Annotated in this window: 16 protein-coding genes; 7 read left to right on the top strand and 9 right to left on the bottom strand. The window is 64.7% G+C overall.

All coding sequences use genetic code 11. The features are described 5' to 3' along the window. Window positions 1-7: 7 nt before the first annotated feature. The 3 genes from RT123_RS06445 to RT123_RS06455 all read right to left on the bottom strand — a co-directional run bounded on the left by RT123_RS06445 (window position 8) and on the right by RT123_RS06455 (window position 2,470). Window positions 8-727, bottom strand: coding sequence for a cytochrome b (locus RT123_RS06445; protein ID WP_284876606.1), 720 nt, complete (start codon window positions 725-727; stop codon window positions 8-10). Continuing rightward, window positions 724-1,365 carry a cytochrome c oxidase assembly protein gene (locus tag RT123_RS06450; protein ID WP_313008409.1) on the bottom strand — a complete coding sequence of 214 codons (642 nt, stop codon included), beginning with the start codon at window positions 1,363-1,365 and terminating at the stop codon, window positions 724-726. Before RT123_RS06450 ends, RT123_RS06445 begins: the two co-directional genes overlap by 4 nt. A 169-nt stretch (window positions 1,366-1,534) precedes the next feature. Next, complete coding sequence (locus tag RT123_RS06455; protein ID WP_313008410.1) at window positions 1,535-2,470, bottom strand: LysR family transcriptional regulator; 936 nt, start codon at window positions 2,468-2,470, stop codon at window positions 1,535-1,537. A gap of 137 nt (window positions 2,471-2,607) precedes the next feature. Here RT123_RS06455 and RT123_RS06460 point away from each other — a divergent pair, with 137 nt between their 5' ends. Beyond that, entirely contained in the window at window positions 2,608-3,771 is a 1,164-nt protein-coding gene (locus RT123_RS06460; RefSeq protein WP_313008411.1) for an MFS transporter, read from the top strand. A gap of 13 nt (window positions 3,772-3,784) precedes the next feature. Here RT123_RS06460 and RT123_RS06465 read toward each other — a convergent pair whose 3' ends face one another. The 3 genes from RT123_RS06465 to RT123_RS06475 all read right to left on the bottom strand — a co-directional run bounded on the left by RT123_RS06465 (window position 3,785) and on the right by RT123_RS06475 (window position 6,299). After that, window positions 3,785-4,045: a hypothetical protein gene (locus RT123_RS06465; RefSeq protein ID WP_313008412.1), complete on the bottom strand. Its 261-nt coding sequence runs from the start codon at window positions 4,043-4,045 to the stop codon at window positions 3,785-3,787. A gap of 1 nt (window position 4,046) precedes the next feature. Continuing rightward, window positions 4,047-5,618, bottom strand: a complete 1,572-nt coding sequence (locus RT123_RS06470) for a globin-coupled sensor protein (protein WP_409514893.1) — start codon at window positions 5,616-5,618, stop codon at window positions 4,047-4,049. A 153-nt stretch (window positions 5,619-5,771) separates the two neighbouring features. Then, window positions 5,772-6,299: a MarR family winged helix-turn-helix transcriptional regulator gene (locus tag RT123_RS06475; protein WP_313008414.1), complete on the bottom strand. Its 528-nt coding sequence runs from the start codon at window positions 6,297-6,299 to the stop codon at window positions 5,772-5,774. 181 nt (window positions 6,300-6,480) lie between these two features. Between RT123_RS06475 and RT123_RS06480 the strand changes: the two genes are divergently transcribed. Further along, window positions 6,481-8,031 (top strand): ATP-binding protein, encoded by a 1,551-nt coding sequence (locus RT123_RS06480; RefSeq protein ID WP_313008415.1) that lies wholly within the window; start codon window positions 6,481-6,483, stop codon window positions 8,029-8,031. A 49-nt stretch (window positions 8,032-8,080) separates the two neighbouring features. Here the strand turns inward: RT123_RS06480 and RT123_RS06485 are convergent, their stop codons facing one another. Both RT123_RS06485 and RT123_RS06490 read right to left on the bottom strand, forming a co-directional pair. Beyond that, window positions 8,081-10,570 carry a TonB-dependent receptor domain-containing protein gene (locus RT123_RS06485; protein WP_313008416.1) on the bottom strand — a complete coding sequence of 830 codons (2,490 nt, stop codon included), beginning with the start codon at window positions 10,568-10,570 and terminating at the stop codon, window positions 8,081-8,083. Between the two features lie 216 nt (window positions 10,571-10,786). Continuing rightward, window positions 10,787-12,673, bottom strand: coding sequence for a methyl-accepting chemotaxis protein (locus RT123_RS06490; RefSeq protein WP_313008417.1), 1,887 nt, complete (start codon window positions 12,671-12,673; stop codon window positions 10,787-10,789). Between the two features lie 382 nt (window positions 12,674-13,055). Here RT123_RS06490 and RT123_RS06495 point away from each other — a divergent pair, with 382 nt between their 5' ends. The 5 genes from RT123_RS06495 (at window position 13,056) to RT123_RS06515 (ending at window position 21,564) form a co-directional block, all read left to right on the top strand. Next, entirely contained in the window at window positions 13,056-14,120 is a 1,065-nt protein-coding gene (locus RT123_RS06495) for a DUF2332 family protein (RefSeq protein WP_313008418.1), read from the top strand. 366 nt (window positions 14,121-14,486) lie between these two features. After that, on the top strand, window positions 14,487-16,115 hold the full coding sequence (locus tag RT123_RS06500; RefSeq protein ID WP_313008419.1) for a family 43 glycosylhydrolase: 1,629 nt from the start codon (window positions 14,487-14,489) through the stop codon (window positions 16,113-16,115). Window positions 16,116-16,298: 183 nt separating this feature from the next. Further along, a complete protein-coding gene (locus tag RT123_RS06505; protein ID WP_313008420.1) occupies window positions 16,299-19,709 on the top strand; it encodes a TonB-dependent receptor domain-containing protein in 3,411 nt (1,136 codons plus the stop codon). A gap of 102 nt (window positions 19,710-19,811) precedes the next feature. Then, window positions 19,812-20,888: a pectate lyase gene (gene pelA, locus RT123_RS06510; RefSeq protein ID WP_313008421.1), complete on the top strand. Its 1,077-nt coding sequence runs from the start codon at window positions 19,812-19,814 to the stop codon at window positions 20,886-20,888. Between the two features lie 319 nt (window positions 20,889-21,207). After that, a complete protein-coding gene (locus tag RT123_RS06515) occupies window positions 21,208-21,564 on the top strand; it encodes an IPTL-CTERM sorting domain-containing protein (RefSeq protein WP_313008422.1) in 357 nt (118 codons plus the stop codon). Between the two features lie 160 nt (window positions 21,565-21,724). Here the strand turns inward: RT123_RS06515 and RT123_RS06520 are convergent, their stop codons facing one another. Beyond that, complete coding sequence (locus tag RT123_RS06520; RefSeq protein ID WP_313008423.1) at window positions 21,725-22,357, bottom strand: exosortase H-associated membrane protein; 633 nt, start codon at window positions 22,355-22,357, stop codon at window positions 21,725-21,727. Window positions 22,358-22,361 lie beyond the last annotated feature (4 nt).

Raw genomic sequence — 22,361 nt, forward strand, 5'->3', positions numbered from 1 at the left:
GCCGCCGTCAAATCGCTTTCGGACCCAGAAGCCCGCGCCATAGCGTTCTGGCTGTCGACGCAACCCGCTTCTCCAGCGCGCGCCAGCGCCGCTGCCACCGGGTCCGCTTCGGTCGAAGCTGCGGCACGACCGGCAGCATCGCGTGAAACACGTCGTCCCTATCGATCAGATGGTGCTTGAGCGCCGCGCCGGCGTGGATCGGGATCATCAGCAGTAGGGTGATGACCAGTCCCCAGTGCATCCATTCCGCCGCCGCCTCGATCGCCCATAGCTGGGTGTTCGACAGATCTTGCAGCGGCAGCAGCGGCCATTTGATGAAGCCCAACGTCTCCAGCTGACGCGTCCGATCCGTCGCCGAAACCATGGCCCAGCCCGACAGCGGCAGGCCGAACAGGCAGATGTAGAAGACATAGTGGGTCACATGGGCGGCCATGCTCTCCCAACCCGGCTTGTCCGCATCATTGATCAGGTCGGGCGCCAGCAGTCGCCATGACAGTCGGCCGATCACCAGGATCAGCATCAGCACGCCGATCGCAAAATGCAGGTCGTAGGCGGCCATCATGGCCCCGCCCACCGGCTGCCGCCCCATCCACCAGCCCCAGCCGAGTTGGAAGATCACCAGCCCCGCCATCACCCAATGAAAGCCGATGCCGACTGGCGAATAGCGGCCCTCGTCATGGTGACCCGCCGCCCATTCCAGCAGCTGCCTGAACAGTCTTTCGATCATGCCGGATGCGCCTCGGCGTCAGGGCCGATCATCCGCCCCAGCCGCCACAGGGCGGCGAACAGATACAGCGCCGCCGCCGGCGCCCACATGATCAGCCCGGCCGCCTGCTGATCCTCCAGCGGCGTCAGGCCCCAGGCCAGGGTCGAATAGGCATGGGGCGCATAAACCGCCTGCCCCGCAAAGGTCAGCACCGCACCAAGCAGCCCCATCGCCAGCATGGCCGCCAACAGGGCGATCACCGCCGCCGGTGCAGACGCCGACCGCACCGCGCACCAGAACCAGACGGCGCTCGCCAGCAGACTGATCTGCATCACCCAATAGACCGCATCGTTCGACAGGGCGGCGCCATAGGCGTCGGGCGCATGCCAAGCCCAGAACACCACCGCCTGCACCGCCGTCGCCAGGATCAGCGACCCATATCGTCTCATAGGCAGGGCCGCCGCCAGCAAGGGCGCGGCGACGCCGACCAACAGCACATGATGCACCGTCCGCGCCGAGAACAGCGCCGAACTGAGGGCGCACAGCGGGGAGACAAATCCAACGGCCAATACCGCGACGGCCGCCAGGCCATAGCCGCGCCGCCGCCCTTCCAACCGCCACAGGACCACGCCCGCAGCTGCAACGAGGACGGCCAGCAAGATCGGATCAAGATTCCAGCGCCACTCGCCGAAAGCCGGCGCGGGTCCGCAATACGGCGTCCAACTCAAATCTGTACCCCCGCCCCTGTCATCCGCCCCATCCCAGATTTGATGATCCCCGTGAAAGGAAAAAGCCAAGCCAGCGGTGACGGTTCCGCACGGATCATTTCTACGACGAATTGCCGCGATCACCCGTTTCAGCACCAGGGGCGACTTCGGTCGCGTCCCTTGCAACCGACCGTGGCCGCAGTCGATCGACCAAGAAGTCGACGAACACCCGCATGCGAGCGGGCACGCTCGCGCCGCCGACAAAGACGGCATGGATGGGCTCACGATCGCCAGGATTGAAATCCTCAAGCAGCGGCACGAGCTCACCCTTCGCGATGGCGTCGGCGACGCTGAAGTTGCCCACGCGCGTTACGCCGACGCCGGCCAGCGCAAGTTGCGTCAGGCTCTCGCCATTATTCGCTTCCACCGGGCCGCGAACCGTCAGAGCATAGTCACGACCGTCCCGTCGAAAAGGCCACACGGGCTCCAATCTTCGGAAGTTGAAGTTCAGACAGTCATGGTGGTGCAGGTCCTCTGGCACGTGCGGCACGCCGCGACGCGCGAGATAGGCCGGCGACGCCACGATCGTTCGCCCTGTCTCACCCAGCCGTCGCGCCGTCAGCGGACTGTCCAGTAACGGTCCGAAGCGAATGGCGACATCGGCCTGTCCGGCCGCGACATCCACGACCGTATCCGTCAGATTGATATCGACGAGGATTTGCGGGTAGCGCGCCACGAACGCGCCGATCAGTGGCACGACCACCTGCCGACCGTGCGCCAGGGATGCGCTAACCCTTAAACGTCCCTGCGGCGCGCCCTGGTCCGAGATGGACTGCTCGGCTTCGTCCAGGTCGGCGACAATTCTCCGTGCGGCGCTGAGATAGGCCTGGCCCTCGACCGTCAACGTCAAGGCGCGGGTTGTCCTCAGAACGAGCCGCACACCCAGTCGCGCCTCGATCCGATCGATCGTTCGGCTTACCGCCGATGGCGTCAGCCCAAGAACGCGACCTGCGGCTGAAAAGCTGCCGGCCACAGCCACGGCCGCGAACACCTCCATGTCGCGGGCGCGATCCGCGCCCGCTGACGGCGCTTTTGCGTGCATTTCAAAAATCCTTCGCTTTCGGAAGGCCTAACCCCAGGGCACGACCGCGTCCATCTGTGCGCAAGTCTTGTTGATCTGCGGATTTCCATCCTATGAAACTCAACCCTCCCCTGCTGGCGCTCGCCGCCGGCGCGTTCGGTATCGGCGTCACCGAGTTCGCCCCCATGGGGCTGTTGCCAGTCATCGCGACCGATCTGGGCGTCTCTATTCCATCGGCTGGTTTGCTGATCAGCGCCTATGCTCTGGGCGTCGTCTTGGGCGCGCCCTTGATGACCCTGGCTACGGGCCGCGTTCCGCGCCGCACCCTGCTCATCGGTCTCGCCGGCATCTTCACGGTTGGCAATGCGCTGTCTGCGCTGGCTGACAACTACGCCCAGCTGATGATGGCGCGGATCATCACGTCGCTGAACCATGGTGCCTTCTTTGGCGTCGGCGCCATTGTCGCCGCCGGGCTGGTGCCGCCGGACCGCAAGGCCGGGGCGGTGGCTGCCATGTTTATGGGCCTGACCATCGCCAATGTCGTGGGCGTGCCTCTGGCCACCTGGGCTGGGGAAACCTTGGGATGGCGGGCCAGCTTCTGGGGCATTGCGATGATCGGCGTCATAGTGATGGCGGCCCTCGCCTTAACCCTGCCGAAAGCCGCCGCACCTGCCGCCGGCGACATGTTGGCTGAACTGCGCGTGCTTGGCCGCAGACGTGTCCTGTCGGCCTTGGCCCTGACCGTTATCGGCTCGAGCGCCATGTTCACCGTCTTCACCTACATCACGCCGATCCTGCGCGAACAGACCGGTGCGTCGCTGGGTTTCGTCACCGCGATGCTCGTTCTCTATGGGCTGGGGCTGACCGTCGGCAACTGGGTGGGAGGCAAGTTTGCTGACCGTTCCGTCGATCGCACGCTGATCGTCACCCTCGCCGGCCTGTCGCTCGTCCTGCTGATCTTCGCCGTGGCCATGCCTTTGGCCAACGTAAGCGCCGTTCTCGTATTCCTGTGGGGGATCGCCAGCTTCGCGCTCGTGCCGCCGCTTCAGGTTCGTGTGATGGATGCAGCGCGTGACGCCCCGAACCTGGCTTCGGCCGTCAACATCGGCGCCTTCAATCTCGGCAACGCCATCGGGGCCGCTCTGGGCGGTGCCGTCATCGCCGGCGGCCTCGGCTACCCAGCCGTTGCTCTGGCCGGCGCCGGCGCGTCCGCCCTTGGTCTGCTGATGATCGTGCTGATGTCACGCCGACCGGCCGTCGTGGTCGCAGCCGAATAGGGAGCCCCGTCCGCTAGCCATTGTCGTTGCCGGCGCTTTGGCAGCGGTGTTCCAGCGATAGTCGGCGGACGTCGGCGGCGTTTTGAAAGACGGCGCGGCTGATGAAGGCGCCCATGTCGCGCCAGGCGATCGATATGGTCTGGAACGTCTGTTCGTCGGTCTGGCTGGCGGCCAGGGCTTCGTTCCAGCGCGACGTCAGCGCGTTGATCTCGTCGAGCATCAGAAGCCGTCCGCAGGCCAAGGTCATCCGGTAGCTCGCGCTTCCTTCGCTCATCTCAGAACTCCTCCCAGTCCGCTGTGTCCGCCTCCTCAACGACGGCCAGGGCGGCTGAGCTGGAGGATCGCAGGGCGGCCTGACGCGTGGGGCGGGTCGCATTTGGCTTGCGTGGCGCCGGGGCGGCGAGGGCTCGGCTGCTCAGCGCGGTTTCGCGTGTCAGGCTGAAGCGCTGGACCAGATCCGACAACTGACGGCTTTCAGAGGTCAGGCTGTGGCTGGCCGCCGTCGACTGTTCGACCATGGCGGCGTTCTGCTGGGTCACCTGGTCCATCTGGTTGACGGCGGTGTTGACCTCTTCCAGCGCCGTCGACTGCTCGCGCGTCGAGGCCGTAATCTCGTTCATCAACTCGTCGATCTCGGCGACGCGCTTGACGATGGACGACAGGGCGTCGCCCGTTTCCGCGACCAGGGTGACGCCGGACTTCACCTGGACGGACGAGGTGGTGATCAGCGACTTGATCTCCTTGGCCGCCTCTGCGGAGCGCTGCGCCAGGGCCCGAACCTCGGAGGCCACCACGGCAAACCCTCGTCCCGCGTCACCCGCGCGCGCGGCCTCGACGCCGGCGTTCAAGGCCAGCAAATTGGTCTGGAAAGCGATCTCGTCGATGACGCCGATGATCTGGTTGATCTGCGACGACGACTGTTCGATCGCGGTCATGGCCTCGACGGCGCGGCTGACCACCTCGCGCGACTGCTCGGCGGATTGACGCGAGGTTTCGACGACCGCGGCGGCGCGACTGGCGCCTTCGGCCGCCCGCTTCACCGTGGCGGTGATCTCGTCCAGCGCGGCCGCCGTTTCCTCCAGCGTCGCCGCCTGATGCTCGGTGCGCCGCGACAGGTCGTCGGCCGCTTCGCTGATTTCGGCGGCGCCCAGCTGCATGGCGCCCGTATTGCCGGCGATCTCGGCCATGGCGTCGTCCAGACGCTGCATGGCGGTGTTAAAGTCGGTCTTCAGGCGCGCATAGCCGCCGGTGAAGTCGGACGCGATGCGGGTTCGCAGGTCGCCCTGCGCCAGGGCCGCCAGAGCCGCCGCCGTATCCTCCACCACCCGCGTCTGTTCGGCCTCGGCCTCTGCGCGCTTCTGGTCCGCCTCCAGGCGCTTGGTCTCGGCGGCTTCCAGATACAGCGAAATGACGAAATCCATGTCGAGCATGGCGGCCTTCACCACACTGGCCAGTGTCGCCGCCAAAGCCTTGCCGTCATCGCGCTTCGAAAACAGCGACCGCGTCTTGGCGTGGGATGTGACGATCGCCTCGATCAGCCCTTCCAGGACCAGGGCGTAGCCGCCGATATACCAGCGCGGCTCCAGGCCGATGCGGGCGTGGGTCTGGCCGATGCGGCGCACGCCCTCGACATAGGCCGGATCAAAGGCGCCTGAGGCGATCAGGCCCCAGTGTCGCGCCTGGGCGTCCTTAGCTCCAGCGATCTGGCTTTCAACACCGAAGAAGCGGGCCACTTCCGGCGTCGCACGAACCTGGGCGTAAAAGGCTTCAAGGCTGGGCTGAAGCGCCGCCTCGATGACGGGTCTGGCGTCGGCGAGACGAGACCTCGCGGCCTTGTCCAGCTTCAAGAAGCGAAGTCTTTGGTCCAAATTCATTGCGTCCGACATGACGGCCCCCTTGCATGGCGGTCAGTTGGACGAGGTTCGGTCTAAGGGCCGGTTGAAGTCTCTTTAGCCTGTAAACTGTTTCACAGCGGAAGCATTCTTCGGGCCGGTCTGACGTCAGGTCGCGGTATGACCGACGTCCTTCGCCATGGCCTGCAGCAAAGGGATCAGCTGGGCGGCGGTCTTCAGCCCCTCGCTGGTCAAAAGTCTGGCCAGGCGACCGTATTGGGACCGCCGATCTTCAAGAACAGCGCGGCCTGCCTCGGTGATTTCCAGCATGGTGACACGCCGGTCGTTCGGATGGGGCGAACGCTTGACGAGATCTGCGCGAACCAGATGATCAACCAGACGCGACAGCGAGGCTGGCGGCGCCTGAAGCGTCGATCCCAGGGCGCATTGTTTGACACCGCGACGGCCCTCGCCGGCAATCAGGCTCAAGGCGCGGACGGCGGCATTGCTTTGACCATCGGCGCGCAGGACGCGATCAAGCTGGCGATCGAGTTCGAGCAAGGCGGTGTCGAGCGCATAGAGCGCCATCGCGGGATCATCGAACTCCCGCACGGTGAACTCATCCATCGTCCCCCGAACACCCATAGGCCCGGTGTGACAGGATTGGCCGCAACCTGCAAGATAGACGAAGGTCAACCCTTAGGGCTACCGAACCCCTAACAGCGCATCCAGAAGGAAATCATTTCATCCCGGCCCAATCTTAGATTGCCGCGCAAGCCTTTGGGAACAGAGTGGGTGAGGCAACAACCGGAAAGAGCCGATGGCGTCGGTCAAAAGACATCCCGCCCACCCTGTCACGGCGACCCGATCGCTGGGGATGAGCACGGGAGGCGCGCTTGATGCTGAACTTCGAAGGGCGCTCGAAGTCGCCGCCATCTTGGTGACGACCGATCGACATGGGGTCATCACCGACTGCAACGAGAAGTTCGTCGCAGTCAGCGGTTACAGCCGAGAAGAGTTGATCGGCTCGACCCATCGGATCGTGAATTCCGGCCTGCATTCCAAGGCCTTCTTTCAGGATCTGTATCGCACGATCCGCAGCGGCAAGGTGTGGACCGGCACGTTGCGGAACCGTCGCAAGGACGGCAGCCTCTATTGGGTCGATACGACTATCGTGCCGGCGCTCAGCGGTCCCGAGGGTCCGGCGTCTTACACGGCCATCCGTTTCGAGGTGACCGAACATGTGCTGGCTCTGGAGGCCCTTTCGGAAGCGCGGCTCGTCGCCGAACGCGCCGCCGCGCTGCGCGACACCTTCCTCGCGACGATGAGCCATGAGGTTCGTACGCCGTTGAACGGCGTCCTGGGCCTGGCGCAGTCCCTGTCAGGCGCCGACCTGCCCGACGATGCCCGTCAAAAGGTCGATCTGATCATCAAGTCCGGCGAGACGTTGAGGCGCATCCTGGACGATGTGCTGGACCTGTCCAAAATCCAGGCCGGCGAGATGAACCTGGTCAACGAACCCTTTGCGCCGTCCGACACCATTTCCGGCGCGGTGGATCTGATGCGGCCGCTGGCCAGCGAAAAGGGACTTCAGCTGATCTCCCGATTCGACGGTCTTCCGCCTCATCTGATGGGGGACGGGGCCCGTCTGCGTCAGATCGTGCTGAACCTGGTCTCCAACGCCATCAAGTTCACTGCAGTCGGTCAGGTGCTGGTGGATGCGCGCTACTCGAGACCGTCCCGGCGTCTTCGCATCCGCGTCGCCGATACCGGCATGGGTTTTGATCGATCAACAGCCAAACTGCTGTTCTCGCCGTTCAGCCAGGCCGACGATTCCATCGCGCGGCGGTTCGGCGGCACGGGCCTTGGCCTCTCCATCAGTCGTCGTCTGGCGGAGCTGATGAGCGGCGGCCTCAGGGTGCGTTCAAAGCCCGGTCGGGGAACGCTCTTCGTTCTCGACTTGCCGATGGATCCGAGCGGCGAGATCACCCGCGAAAGCGAGAGCCATGTGGAGGCGCTGGATCGACTCTATGGCGCGCGGATCCTCTTGGCGGAGGACAATCTCGTCAACCAGCAGGTCGTCCAGGCGCTCCTCAGCGGCTTCGGCTGTCAGATCGATGTCGCCGAAAATGGCCAGGAAGCCGTCGATCTGTGGTCGGCGCACGCCTACGACCTGATCATGATGGACATGCAGATGCCGGTCATGGACGGCGTCGAGGCCATCCGCAGCATCCGCAGAGGCGAACAGCAACGGGAGGTCAACAGGCTCCCGATCGCCATGCTGACCGCCAACGCCTCGTCCAACCATCGCGACTTGGCCTCGCGCGCCGGCGCCGACGTCGTCATCCCCAAACCCCTTTCCGCCGATCACCTGATCTTCGAATCCGCCCGCCTCCTCAACAACGCCGCCCGTTGTCACTGGATCTAGCTCCCGAAGGAACAGGCTTCCGGGCTCGCGCCCGGAAGCCTCCCTTGCATCAGAAGTAGAAGCGCACGGCCGCGGTGACGGTGCGGCCAGGCAGCGCCTGGGCCAGGACCACGCCGCTGGTGGGCAGACTGTCGGCCGACACTTCCGTCAGGGCGGTTTCGTCGAACAGGTTGTTGGCGGTCAGCGACAGCACGACGCGGTCGATGGGGCGCACCTGGACGAAGGCGTTGACGGTTGCGTAGCCAGGCATCTTCAGCTGGTTGACGTCCTGCGTATAGCTCTCGGTCGTGCCGACCACGCTGGCGCCGACCGTGAACAGGTCCGTCTCGTACTGCGGCATGACCTGGAAGATCAGGTCGGCCTGACGGCGCGGCGAGTTGCCGACCAGGGCCGCGTCCTCGGCCTTGGTGATCTCGGCGCTGGTGACGGTGGCGCTGCCGGTCAGGCTGAACGGACCGTGACGCACGCCGGCCTCGAATTCGGCGCCCTTGGCCTCGTAGCTGCGCTGGACCAGCACCAGACGAGTGACGCCGCCGGCATCCGCGCGGATCTGCTGATTGGTCTCGCTGACCTCGGCCCAGAAGCCCGTGACGTTGGCGAACAGGCCGTTGGCGCGATACTTCATGCCGATCTCGGCCTGGTTCACCGGATCATAGGCCGCGTCAGCCTGCAGCAGGTCGCCATCGAGATTGCTGATGGCCGGCGAACGCAGGATCTTGTCCGCTGCGGCGCGCGCGCCCTCGCTGTAACGAGCGAAGGTCGAGAAGCTGTCCGAGACGCGGTAGTTGGCGCTGAGCGAATACGAAACATAGTCGTAGTCGTAGTCGATCGGGGTGGCGCTGGCCGCCGGCGCAAAGGCGAAGGTGCGCTCGGCTTCCGAGATGACGCCGTCGTTGTCCACGTCGATGGTGCGGACGTCGGTCAGGCCGTTGGCCACCGTGCGGCCGCTGACGTCGCCGCTGTCGAAACGGATCGATCCGCCCAGCGCCAGCTTGCCCAGCCGGTAGTTCAGCGATGCATAGGGCGCCAGCACCTTGTAGGTCACATCGGTGCGCGAGTTGGACCCGGCGCCCGAGGGTCCGAAGAAGTTGACGACGCCGTCCTGCGTGCGGGGCGTGCCGTTCGTATTAAAGATATCGACCAGGGCCGAGTTTCCGCCGCCCACGACATCCTGAAGGAACGGGATGTACTGGCGATCGAACTTCAGATCCTGCTGGGCCGAATAGACGCCAACGGTGGTCGTCAGGTCGCCGCCGCCGATCTTCCAGACGCGGTTGGCGCGCAGATCGTTGGTGAAGTTATCCAGGCTGTCGATGTCGGTGTGGACCATGGTCGAATAGGCCAGCAGGCCGTTGCCGTTCAGGGTCGTCGGGCTGGTGATCGCCTGACCGGCGCGCGGTCCCGTGGCATAGGCCAGGGTTCCGGGACGACGGCCGAACGCCAGCGGCGCCTGGGCCGCCGGCACCACGGCCAGCGGGTAGTTGAACGACTGATCGCCCGATTGCTGCGCGTAGCGCATGTGCTCGGAAATCGTCCAGCCGTGCAGGTTGAAGCGGGTCTGGAAGCCCAGCGCGCGCACCTGAACCTGATTGCCGTCCTGCAGATTGACGCGCTTCAGGTTGTTTTCGCCGTCCAGCAACGGGAAGACGGTGGTGTTGCGCGACGTCAGGGTGTCGCGCGTCATCGAGAAGTTCGGAACGTCGCTGTAGTTGGGATCGTCGTTCGTGCCGGACACCAGCAAAGGCGTCGGCCCATAGGCGATGACGGTGTCATCCAGGATCTTGCCGTACAGACGTACGAAGCCGCCGTCGAAGGTCTTGGTGATATTGGCCTTGATCTGGCCGCCCTTGTTGCCCGTGAAGCCGGCGTCGCGCGGCCCTTCGCCCTCGCGATAGAAGCCGCCCACATGGAAGCGCACGGTGTCGCTCAGGTGACCGCCATAGCTGAAGTCGCCGCGATAGGTGTCGTAATCCAGGCCCGAAGACACCTGGACCGAGCCGCCTTCGACCTCACCCGTCTGAGAGATCAGGTTGATCACGCCGCCCGGCGCGTTCGATGCGAAGGTCGAGGACGACCCGCCGCGGATGGACTCGATCTGGCCGACGTTGAAGTCGTAGCGCATGAAATAGTCGGACGTCAGCGCCAGGATGTCGCCGAACTCCAGAACCGGCAGACCGTCTTCCTGGAACTGCAGATACTTCGCGCCGGTGCTGACCATCGGCAGGCCACGGATCGTATAGTTGCCGTTGGTCTCGCCCGTGCTGGCCTCGGCGCGAATGCCTGGGATGGTGCGGAACAGGTCGTTGATGGAATAGGCGCCGATTTTGGCGATCTCGACATCGTTGATCGAGCTGGTGGAGGTCGCGCTGTCCAGCCTGTCGCGCGCCTTGGCTACGCCCGTCACGATCACGTCGTCATTGGCCCGCGTCCGGCTGGCCTCCCAGGCCGTCTGGCGCTGCGGCGCAGGCTGCGTCTGCGCATGAGCAGGCATGGCGAGGATAAGCGGCGCAAACGCAGCCGTGAGGTACAGGGATTTCAAGGAAGCCTCCAAGGCGTTGTCTTGCAGTACAGAGACTGGACAACTGATTTTCGTTCGGAAATTCTTCCATGCAGTTTCTTGCATGGCTGTTATCAATAGAACACGGATGTGTTTGATGATTTATAATGCCAGAATACGGATTAATACTGACATAACGGCGCTTACGAAGTTCAGATTGGAGCGCCGATTTCTTCTACACTCAACTGGATCGATATCTTAAAACTCGTTCCAATCGTCATCGGCCGCTTCGCTCGACAGGGCGAGCGCACCAACCGTGCGGATGACCTTTGGTGCCGACCTGGGGGCGGACGCGGTATCTCGGCGAGGCGCCGGCGCGGCCGAGGCCGAGGCCGTCGTATTCAGCCGGAATCTGGAAACCAGGGTCGCCAGCTCATCGGCTTCGGTCGCCAGGATGCGCGCGGCCGCCGTCGCCTCTTCCGCCATGGCGGCGTTCTGCTGGGTCATGCGGTCCATGCTGCCGACGGCGCTGTTGACCTGCTTCAGGTTCTCGGACTGGACATGCGCCCCTTGCGCGATGTCCACGATTAGGGTGTTGGCGTCGCCGATCTTGGACACGACCCGCGCCAGCATCTCGCTCGTTTCGCCGACCCGATCGACGCCCAGCCGAACCTCGTCCGACGACTTGCTGATCAGTTGCTTGATGTCTTTGGCGGCGTCGACGGTGCGCTTGGCCAGTTCGCGCACCTCGCCGGCGACAACGGCGAAACCGCGTCCGGCATCGCCCGCTCTCGCGGCCTCGACGCCGGCGTTCAAGGCCAGAAGATTGGTCTGCAAGGCGATGGCGTCGATCATGTTGATGATCTCGCCGATCTCCTGAGATCCGGCCTTGATGGCGTCCATGGCGACGATCGCTTCTTCAACGATCACGCGACCGTCCGCGGCGTCGCCATTGGCCAGGGTGATGGCATTGCGGGCGTTGGCCGCGCTGCGCGCCGTGTCGCCGACCATGTCGGTGACGTGGTTGGTGGCGGTGGTGGTTTGCTGCAGGCTGGACGCCTGCTGTTCGGTTCGCAACGACAGGGTTTCGGACGCCGAGCAGATCTGCGTGGCGCCCAGTCGAACGCTTTGGGCCGAACCGGCGACGCTGGCCAGGCTTTCTTCCAGGCCCTGCACCGCCACGTTGAAGGCCGTGCGCAGGCGCTCATACTCCGGAGCGAACGGCGTGCGAATGGTGTGGGTCAGATCGCCGGCGGCCAAGGCCTCCAGAGCTGTGTCGAGCTCCTCGACGACATGACGTTGCGCGGCGTCGGCGACGATCTTCTCACGCTCGGCCGCGTCCTTGGCCAGATCGGCGGCCGCCTTGGCCCGTTCCGCCTCGGCCTTGGCCAGAGCCGTGTCGCGGAACACCAGGACCGCGCGCGCCATGTCGCCCAGTTCGTCGGCATGGCTGGCGTCCACGACGATGTCGTTGTCGCCCTTTGCCAGTTGGCCCATGGCCTCGGTCAGGACCGTGATCGGGCGCGCGATCATGCGGCTGAGCATGGCCGACAGCACCATGGCGATCGTAATCAGGGCGATGCCGCCGACAATCAGGGCGATGATCGCGGTGACGATCGCAGCCTGCTGACGTTCCAGATTTTTCTCGGTGACCGCGGCTTCGGCCTCGCGCAGATCGCGCAGAGGCAGGACGGCGTCGCTGACCAGCACCTTCTTGCCCGCGTCTCGCACGTCTTGCTGGGCCTGCTCGCGCTTGCCGGCGCGAACCTCGGCGATCATGCGATCACCCCAATCGGCTCTCCAGGCCAGGGTGGCAAGGCGCGATTTTTCGAGCAGGGCCTGCTTTTCGGCGTCGCCCAGCTGACCATTCAACTCGACGACCACCTTGTCGAACTCGTCGCGCCCTTCGTAGTAGGATTTCAGATAGGTCTCGTCGCCGGTGACCAGAAAGCCTCGAAACTGGCTGTTCTGACGCAGGATCGCGGTTTCCAGCGACATCGCCTGCGCCTCGATCGTGCGGCTGAGATTGTTGCTCTCGATGGACGCGCGGATCATCATGATCGTGGCGAAAAAGACCGCCATCATGATCGCCGCCGAGACGCAGATCAGGATGAAGGAAAGCCGCAGCTTTCTCGGAATTCGCATCTTCGACATCATGAGCTCACCCCCGTTACGCACTTATACTTACCTAGGGGCAACCGATTACTCAGCTGACGCCACTGCGCACAGCCCGATCCTTGTTCGAGCTACGCAAAACACCCTGTTTTTCAGGTGACTATCCACCCCTATGACGGAACGACTAAAAAGATAGTTAAGCTGCCGACGCCCGGGCGCTTACATCGACCGGACCCAAATTTCGCGAGATTCATGCGCTGTTAAGCGAGGTGATCATAGGTAAGTCACCCTTCCCGTCCGTGCTTCAAGAAACGCCGGGTCGCAACCCCCGGGCGAATACTTCTTCAGGCCGGGGACACACAAGTAACAGTTCGTTTTATTCGGAATGCGCGACGATGCGATTGGTGACTGGATGATCTGCCCCGTCGCCGACCGTTTCACCCAGGAACTCGCGGCCCAGGCCGACCGCTGCCGCGCCATGGGGTCACCCTTCGTCGCCGGCGTTCTCGAAGCCGCAAGCCGGCAGCTGTCGCATGCGCCGCTCACCGCCGCACGGCTGTATGACTGGTCGGGAGATCAAGCCGCAGCCGCCTTGGCTCTACGTTTGAACGGCGCCCTGCATGCCCTCGCGCGCGCGGGCCGGTCCTACGCCCTGACCAGCCTCTATCGTCGAGAACACACCGACTTCGACGCGGCTGTGGCCGACGCCCTGGCCCGGAACGATCGATACATCGCCGACTGGATCTTGCATCCGCCGCAAACGAACGAGGTGGCGCGCGCCGCCGCGCTGATGAGCGCGCTGATGGCCGCCCCTCTGGATTGCGCCATGCCCTTCGAGCTGCTCGAGCTCGGCTCCAGTTGCGGTCTGAACCTGAACTTGCATCGCTACGCCTATGCTCTGGGGTCGGCGTCAGCCGGCGATCCATTCTCGAACGTGCAGATCGAGCCCCTGTGGCAGGGCGCGTCGCCGAAGGCCGGCCCGGTTTCCATCGCGGCGGCGCGCGGCGTCGATCTGCACCCGCTGAATGCCGCAGACCCGGCGCATCGCGAACGTCTGCTGGCCTTCGCCTGGGCGGATCAGCCGGCGCGCACCCAACGCCTCGAGAACGCCCTGCGCATCGCCGCCGATCATCCGCCGCGCATCGATCAGGGCGACGCCGTGACCTGGCTGGCCGACCGGCTGGCCGAGCCGCAGGCGGTTGGGCGCTGCCGCGTCGTCATGCACACCATGGTGCTGCAATATCTGAGCGACGACGACCGGCGTCAGATCACGGCGCTGCTCTCGACCGCCGGCCGCCGCGCCGACGCCGACCACCCGCTGCTCTGGATCAGCTTCGAATGGACCCGCGACCGCAGCCACGTCGAGCTGCGCCTGACGGCCTGGCCCACCGGCGAAACCCACATCCTGGCGCACTGCCATCCCTACGGCGACGAGTTGGAGTGGCTGGCGTCATCTGCGGCGGCCTTGGCGGCCTAGGAGCGACCTTTGCCCACATGATTGGGCGCCATCGCAGATCAGGCAACGTACCGGCCAAGCCTCCAACCGGGCGTTCAAAGCAATCCTGTTTGCCCGAACGGCTGAAGTGTCAGGTCGCGATTTCTGTGGCGCGCGGCCAGACGCTCATCGCCCGGATCCGCAGCTCGTGCGGCCCGAGATAGCGTTCGTGCGGAAGCGAGATAACCCAGACCGTTGCGAATGATCCGACGGGGCATGACCTCGCGTCCATTCCCCGCTAACAGATCGCAAAAACTAATCCGATATCCCACTCTGTCCATCGGTGTCATTTCGGGCGATCATCGCCTTCGCTTGCCACTCCAAATGACCACGACAACTGGAACGCCCATGAAATCCGTCGACCGCCGCGCCGCCCTGACCGGCCTGTTGGGAGGCGTCGCCGCTGCGGCCCTGCCCGTCCGCGCCGCCTTCGCCCAGACGAACGAGGAGGCCGCGCCCCTAGGTCGCGAATGGGCAAGCATGAAATGGCGTCGCGGCATCGAGGGCCAGCGGATGGCCGATCTGGGGAACGGCACCTTCCTCAATCCCATCATGTCGGGCGACCACCCCGATCCGTCGATCCTGAAGGACGGCGACGACTACTACATGACCTTCTCGTCGTTCGAGTCGGTGCCCGGCATCCACATCTGGCACTCGCGCGACCTGGTGAACTGGCAGCCGGTCGTCGCGGCCCTGACGAAGAACATCGGCTCGGTCTGGGCGCCGGAACTGATCAAGCACGAGGGTAAATTCTACTGCTACATCCCCGCGCGGTTCCCGGAATACCGCTCCAACTACGTCATCTGGGCGGACAAGGTCAAAGGCCCTTGGAGCGAACCCATCGACCTGAAGATCCCGGCCAATATCGACCCTGGCCACATCGTCGGCGAGGACGGCAAACGCTACCTGTTTCTGAACGGCGGCGACCGGGTGAAGCTGACCGATGACGGCCTGGCCACCGACGGCCCGGTCGAGCAGGGCGTCTATAACGCCTGGCGCTACCCTGACGACTGGATCGTCGAAGGCTTCGCCCAAGAAGGGCCCAAGCTGCTACGGCGCGGCGACTATTTCTATATGATCACCGCCATCGGCGGCACGGCGGGGCCGCCGACCGGCCACATGGTCATCGCCGCCCGGTCGAAGTCGATCAACGGCCCGTGGGAGGACTGCCCGCACAACCCCATCGTCCGCACCGCCTCGGGCGCCGAGAAATGGTGGTCGCGCGGCCACGCCACCCTGGTCGAGGGACCGACCGACGGCGACTGGTGGATGGTCTATCACGGCTATGAGAACGCCTATTGGAGCCTGGGCCGCCAGACCCTGCTGGACCCCATCGAGTGGACCGACGACGGCTGGTTCCGCGCCAAGGGCGGCGACCTGTCCCAGCCGATCGCCAAGCCCCGAGGCGGCGAGGCCGTGCCGCACGGCATGGCGCTGTCGGACGACTTCTCGACCGACAAGTTCGGCATCCAGTGGAGCTTCTACGACCCGCAACCGAACGAGAAGGATCGCCTGCGCCGCGAGAACGGCGTGCTGCACATGAAGGCCAAGGGCAAGGCGCCGGTCGATTGTTCGCCTTTGACCTTCGTCCAGGGCGAACAAGCCTATCAGATCGAATGCGAGATCGAGATCGACCCCGGCGCGGTGGCGGGCCTGATCCTGTTCTACGACCGGGCGCTGTATGCCGGCCTCGGCTTCGACGCGACCCGCTACGTCACCCACCAGTATGGGATCGAGCGGGGACGGCCGGCCAATCCGCATGGACGACGCATGTTCATTCGCCTGACCAACGCCTATCAGAACGTCTATTTCGACACCTCCAGCGACGGCGTGACTTGGAACCGGTTCGACCGGGGCATGGAGGTCTCGGGCTACAATCAGAACGTCCGTGGCGGCTTCATGATGCTGCGCCCCGGCATTTACGCCGCTGGCGAGGGCGAAGCTCGGTTCAAGAATTTCAAGTTCAAGGCGCTGTAATACGCGAGAACATTTTGGTGTGGCGAAACACGGGTTTTCGTTTTATGACACCGGTGACATTGACGCCTAGGACGCGTCGATCTCATCACGAGATTTTTGGAGTTCCTCGGCTTTCGAGGGACAGGGGACTGTCGGCATCTGGCCCGCCAAGAGGCACGGAGCACGACAAGAGCGGAGGGAACTATGCGGAACCAACATACGGGATACCTGCGCGCGGCCGTTTCGCCAGCGGCGCTCGTTGTGGGGGCCATGCTGTTCGCGGCCCCGGTTCAAGCTCAAGAGAGCCAGAGCCAGGACGCCACCGAAGTGGGTGAGATCGTCGTCACCGGCATCCGGGCGTCGCTGGCCAGCGCCTTGACCGAAAAGCGCCGCTCCAACACGATCGTCGACGTCATAAACGCCGAGGACATCGCCGACTTCCCGGATGCCAACCTGGCGGAATCGCTGCAACGCATCCCGGGTGTGTCCATCGACCGCGAGAACGGCGAGGGCAACTCGATCTCAGTGCGCGGCCTCGGCGGCGATTTCACCCGCGTGCGTCTGAACGGGTTAGAGACCCTGTCCACCTCGGGCGCCAGCAACGCCGACGGCGCCCTGCGTCGCGACAGGGGCTTCCAGTTCAACACCTTCGCCTCCGAGTTGTTCAACTCACTGAAGGTTCAAAAGTCCGCCGACGCCCAGACGGACGAGGGCTCGCTGGGCGCCACGGTCGATCTGATCTCGGGGCGTCCGTTCGACTTCAAGGAACGTCGCCTGGCCCTGACGCTTCAGGACGCCTATTACGAAAACGGCGGCACTCACAATCCGCGCCTCGCCTTGCTGGCGTCCGACCGCTGGACCAGCAAGATCGGCGAGTTCGGACTGCTGGGCTCGGTCGCCTACAATGAGCGCACCCAGGCCATCGACAGCTATTCGCGTCAGGTCGGCTCGTTCGACTACACCTATCGCGGCGCGACGTTCAACAATGTGGGGACCAACGCGGCCGGCGATCACCAGGGCTTTGCCCTGCCCATCGGCACCAATCCCGCCACCGCCCTGCCCCGCGTCACCAATCCGGAGGCGCGCAATCTGCTGATCGGCTCCAACCCGGCCGCCTACAATCTGATCAACGGCGGCGCGACGCGCGGCTCGCTGGTGCGCATTCCGGCTCTGGCGACGCTGAACCACCGCGACGTGGAGCAGGACCGGTTGGGGGTGACCCTGTCGGGGCAATGGCGTCCGACCGAGCGGACCACGATCAACTTCGACAATCTGTATTCGAAGATGACGCAGATCTCGACCAACTATCAGATCGGACCGGTGGGTCTGAACCGCAACAACACCAACGGCAACCGCACCACCACGGCGTTCAGCTACCAGACCTATCCGACGACCAGCGCGACCAACAACTCCTACGCCAACCGCCGCGCCGCCTACGCCAACTGCGCGACTCAGGCCGCGACCGAGTTCCGCGACGCCATCGACTGCGGCCAGTCGCTGTACGGCTCAACCCCGATCTTCACCACGGCGCCCGGCGCAACCAACCAGAACCTGGCCGCCGGAACGGGCAGCTTCAATCCCAACAACCTGGACGTCTACGACTACTACAACCAGCCGGGGTCGGTCGGTTACGTCGCGCACCCCCAGTATCTGGCCATGCGCGGCGCGTTCATCGGGCGTCCGTCGGTGCGGTTGATCGATGCGGGGCTGAGCGAGACGGGCGCCAACGCCAACTATCTGGTGTTGGGCAATGTCGACTTCCGCTCGGCGGTCGATCAGGGCGGCTACACTACCGAATTCCGTCAGAACTCGATCAACATCGAGCACGAGTTCAGCGACACCTTCCGCATGTCGCTGCTGGTCGGCGATTCCAAGTCGACCAATGAGAACACCGGCCTGCTGGTCGACTTCATCCGGCTCGATTCGGGCCAAGGCGTCGCGGGCAATGACTACTTCGTCTACGACGACCGCGAAGGCGGCGATATGCCGATCATGAAGTTCGGCTTCGACGTGGCCAATCCGAACAGTTGGGACTTCGTGAAGGGCTATTCGGCCATTCGCAACTACCGCACCATCACCGAGAACGGCTACCGGACCGCCAAGGCCGACTTCGTCTGGGACCTGAACGACGACTTCACGTTCAAGTTCGGCATCGGCAAGCGCAAGTTCGACTTCTACTACACGCGCTACGAGCGGCTGATCAGCGACACGATGAACCCGTCGCTGCTGGAGGGCGTGCGCTCCGGACTGGCGGCCGCCACGACCGTCGGCCAGATGGGACAGCTGGTCAGTTGGGGCGACGGGCTGAACGTGCCCGAAGGCACGCCGACCAGCTTCTTTGCGCCCAATCTGGAAGCCTTCAAGAACCGCTTCGGCTTCGACTGCGACTGCATCAACGCCTGGGGCGACTGGCGTCTGTCGGACCTGCGCAACGGCGGGGTCAACACCTTCTGGGTCGATGAGGACAGCCTGTCCTACTATGGCCAGATGGACTTCCGTGTGCCGCTGTTCATGGGCGAGCTGCGCGGCAACGCCGGTCTGCGCCGCGCCGAGACCAAGATCGATTCCCGCGGACGCTCGCCCAGCGGCCGTCCGGTCGAGAACGACAACCAGTACAACGACACCCTGCCGTCGATGAACCTGGTGTGGGAGCTGAACGACAAGCTGATGCTGCGTTTCGCGGCGGCCAAGGTGATGGCCCGCCCGCAGATGACGGCCCTGCAGCCGGGCGTGACGGCCTTCACCGTTCCGGTCGGCATCGGCGCCGACCCGGCGCAGTTCGACGGCTCGAACGCGGCGATCACCCTGGGCAACACCAAGCTGAAGCCCTTCCGCGCATCCAACCTGGACTTCAACGTCGAATGGTATTTCGCCCGCGACGCCATTCTGTCGGTCGCGGTGTTCCACAAGGAGATCGAAAGCTTCCCGCAGGTGGTGCTGCGCGAAGGCAAGCTGAGCGAGATCTTCGACGCCGAGCAGATCGCCAATCTGCGCGCCGCCTATGACGGCCTGACCGACGTCGCCTCCGACAGCCGCCGGGCCTACATCGACCAGGACCTGCCCTTCCAGGTGCGTCAATACAACGATGCGCCGGGCGGCAAGCTGGACGGGTTCGAGATCGCCTATCAGCAGAACTTCACCTTCCTGCCCGCGCCGTTCGACGGCTTCGGCATCCAGGCCAACTACACCCAGATCGAGTCCGAGCTGGAATACATCCTGGACCCGGCCCGCAACCTGACCGGTACGGCGCCCTTCCTGGGCGCCTCGCCCAAGTCGTTCAACGCCACGATCTTCTATGAGGTCGAGAAGTGGAGCGCGCGTGTCTCCTCGGCCTATCGCGCCGCCTATCAGACCACCTATCCGCTGGCGTCGGGCGGTTGCGATCCGGGCGTGTGCGACTCGCCGCTGATCAACGACTTCATCGGCTCGGAAGAGACGCTGAACGTGGATGCGTCCTTCACCTACAAGCTGACGGACAATGTCACCTTCACCGCCGAGGCGCTGAACCTGACCAATCAGACCGATACGCGCTGGGCCTATCAGGCCGATCCGGTGGTCAACAACTATGGCTCGACCGGCCGCCAGTACTTCGTCGGCGCGCGGTTCGTGTTCTGATGACGACGATCGACAGCTGACTTCTCCCGGGACGCTGTCCCTTCAGGGGACGCCGCGAAACATCGGCGTCCCCTTCTTCTTGCCGAACCCGAAAGGCTCTCGATGAAGCACACGGTCCTCATCCTCGGCGTCCTGGCGTTCGCGGCCGGCGTCACGCCAGCGCCGGCGCTGGCGCAGGAACCGGTCGCCGCCTCGCCCGCCGTCGCCTGGAACAGCGCGGCCATTCGCCGTCCGGCCGACTGGTATGGATCGGACGAAGCGCGACGCCTCGCCGCGATCGTGATCCAGCATCAATCGGCCGAAGGCGGCTGGCCCAAGAACACCGACCTGTTCGTCCCGCCCCGCCCCGATGCGGACCCGGCGCTGAACAACACGATCGACAATGGCGGCACGACCCAGCCGCTGGCCTTTCTGGCGCGAACGATCGCGGCCGGGGACGCCGAAAGCCGCGCCGCCTTCGACCGAGGTCTCGACTATCTGCTGGCGGCGCAACAGCCCCACGGCGGCTGGGCCCAGTTCTATCCGCTGCGCGGCGGCTATCACGACCAGATCACCTACAACGACGACGCCATGGTCCATGTGATGGAGCTGTTGCGCGATGTGGGCGACGGCGCAGCGCCCTATGGCTTCGTCGATGAAGCGCGGCGCGAGCGGGCGCGTCAGGCCGTGGCGCGCGGGGTCGAGACCCTGCTGACGACGCAGGTGCGGCGCGACGGCGTCCTGACCGGCTGGTGCGCCCAGCATGACGCCCAGACCCTGGCGCCCGCCTGGGCGCGTCGTTTCGAGCCCCCGTCCCTGTCGGGCCAGGAAAGCGTCGGCATCGTGCGCTTCCTGATGAGCCTGCCCGACCCCGGTGCCGACGTCGTCGCCGCCGTGGACGGCGCCGTCGCCTGGCTGGAGAGCGTCGCGCTTGCCGACACCACCGAGGTCTTCGTCACCGACGCCCAAGGCCGTCGCGACCGCATCCTGGCCCCCAAGCCGGGCGCGCGCATATGGGCCCGGTTCTACGATCTGGAGGATGGCCGCCCCATCTACATCGGGCGCGATTCCGTCATCCGACGCGACCTGATGCAGATCGAGCACGAACGCCGCAACGGCTATCGCTACGTCGGCGAATGGCCCGAAACCCTGCTTACCCGCGACTATCCGGCCTGGAAACGGACGCTTGCGGCGAGCTGACCGGTCGAGGTTACGCGGCGGCGTCACCCATCGTGATCGAGAGGTACGGCGGCGGGCTGGTGCGCGCATCAGCTCGCCAGAGAACCTGCGGCGCGTTGTATTTGCAGGGCTGCGGCGTCGAGCGCCTTTTGCGGTGTGCGCGCCTATCGCCATCCAGCCTCGTCTTCCCAAACGGGTTAGGGACAGTGTTGGGCCGTCCCTCTTGCCTTGTGACGGCTCCCAACTCTAATCATCGCGCAACCGCCGGCTTCATCGCCATCTTTTGTTTACGGAATACCGAACCTTGAAGTCATTAAGAGTTTTGTTGCTAAGCTTCTGCTTGACCCTGGCCGCCGTTTCGCCAGCGGCCGCCATGCAAATTTTTGTCGCGACCGGGAGCAGCACGCTCACCCTTGATGTGGAACCGAGCGATTCCATCGAAAATGTGAAAATCCTGATCCAGGATCAAACCAGCATAGATCCGATGGACATGCGGCTCGTGTTCGCCGGGCGCGAACTGGATGACGGCCGCACGCTGGCCGATTACAATATTCAGAAGGAAAGTACGCTGCAGCTGTCGGTCGCAGCTCCTCCAGCCGCCATCCCGACTCTTTCCGAATGGGCGATGATCATCTTGGGCGTAGTTCTGGCGGGGTCTGCGGCGCTTTATCTTCACCGCCGTCAGCATGCCGTCTGAGGCGATGGAGCCGAGAGCCGAACTCGGACGAAACGGCGCCCTTCGGATCACCTGACGGGCGGCCTGTCCAGCTCGGCGAAGATGAGGGGCGGGCTCGGCCGCCTACGCCCACCCGTTCAGACGGAAACTTGCGCGACCGGTCCGTCCCCGGTTGATCGCGCTACGCCCCGATCTCGGCGACCAGGGCCTTCAGCGCCCTGGGATTAAGCGTGGCCCACAGGATCAGGGCCGTCAGCAAAGGTGCGACCGAATAGGCCACATAGCGTCCGATAATCGCCACCTGCGCAAGCAAGCCGGGCAAAGGCGGTTGATCGGCGCGAACGCGGACGCCCAGAGATTCGGACGCCAAATTTGGGCTCAGCATCGGGGCGAGGTCGCCCCAGACGGCCAGGACCAGAAAGAGGATGAAGACGAGGCACAGGACCGGAACGGCGATCGCCGCCATTCGCCAGACCCTCTCGACACGCGGCGGGGCGATCATGAAGGCGGCCAGCAGTGGAAAGCCCAGCATCATGCGGCGCAGCGCTTCCTGACTGAGCGGCAGGGTGATGGGACGGCCCGATTCGGTCAGATGCGTTCCGACCGCCCAACCGCCGCCGGCCATCGGCTCGATCGCTCCGGTCAGGCCGAATAGGCGGAACACGCCCCCCGCAACCGGACGCAGCGCCGCGATGACCAGATCAGCCCCCCAGATCCACCAAAGCGGCAGAAGAACGATCAGGGACAGGCCGGCCCACAGCGCGAAACGGCGACGCGCGATGTCTTCGGGCGTGCGGGCGGCTGGACGCGACATCCGG

Origin of the sequence: Brevundimonas vesicularis (assembly GCF_032067225.1) — a bacterium.
GTDB classification, from domain to species: Bacteria; Pseudomonadota; Alphaproteobacteria; order Caulobacterales; family Caulobacteraceae; genus Brevundimonas; species Brevundimonas vesicularis_F.

Coding starts and splice junctions, on each gene's coding strand:
- RT123_RS06455 (WP_313008410.1), bottom strand. CDS start 2,470: ATGGAGGTGTTCGCGGCCGTGGCTGTGGCCGGCAGCTTTTCAGCCGCA.
- RT123_RS06465 (WP_313008412.1), bottom strand. CDS start 4,045: ATGAGCGAAGGAAGCGCGAGCTACCGGATGACCTTGGCCTGCGGACGG.
- RT123_RS06520 (WP_313008423.1), bottom strand. CDS start 22,357: ATGTCGCGTCCAGCCGCCCGCACGCCCGAAGACATCGCGCGTCGCCGT.
- RT123_RS06490 (WP_313008417.1), bottom strand. CDS start 12,673: ATGCGAATTCCGAGAAAGCTGCGGCTTTCCTTCATCCTGATCTGCGTC.
- pelA (WP_313008421.1), top strand. CDS start 19,812: ATGAAGCACACGGTCCTCATCCTCGGCGTCCTGGCGTTCGCGGCCGGC.
- RT123_RS06460 (WP_313008411.1), top strand. CDS start 2,608: ATGAAACTCAACCCTCCCCTGCTGGCGCTCGCCGCCGGCGCGTTCGGT.
- RT123_RS06500 (WP_313008419.1), top strand. CDS start 14,487: ATGAAATCCGTCGACCGCCGCGCCGCCCTGACCGGCCTGTTGGGAGGC.
- RT123_RS06445 (WP_284876606.1), bottom strand. CDS start 727: ATGATCGAAAGACTGTTCAGGCAGCTGCTGGAATGGGCGGCGGGTCAC.
- RT123_RS06505 (WP_313008420.1), top strand. CDS start 16,299: ATGCGGAACCAACATACGGGATACCTGCGCGCGGCCGTTTCGCCAGCG.
- RT123_RS06495 (WP_313008418.1), top strand. CDS start 13,056: ATGATCTGCCCCGTCGCCGACCGTTTCACCCAGGAACTCGCGGCCCAG.
- RT123_RS06480 (WP_313008415.1), top strand. CDS start 6,481: ATGAGCACGGGAGGCGCGCTTGATGCTGAACTTCGAAGGGCGCTCGAA.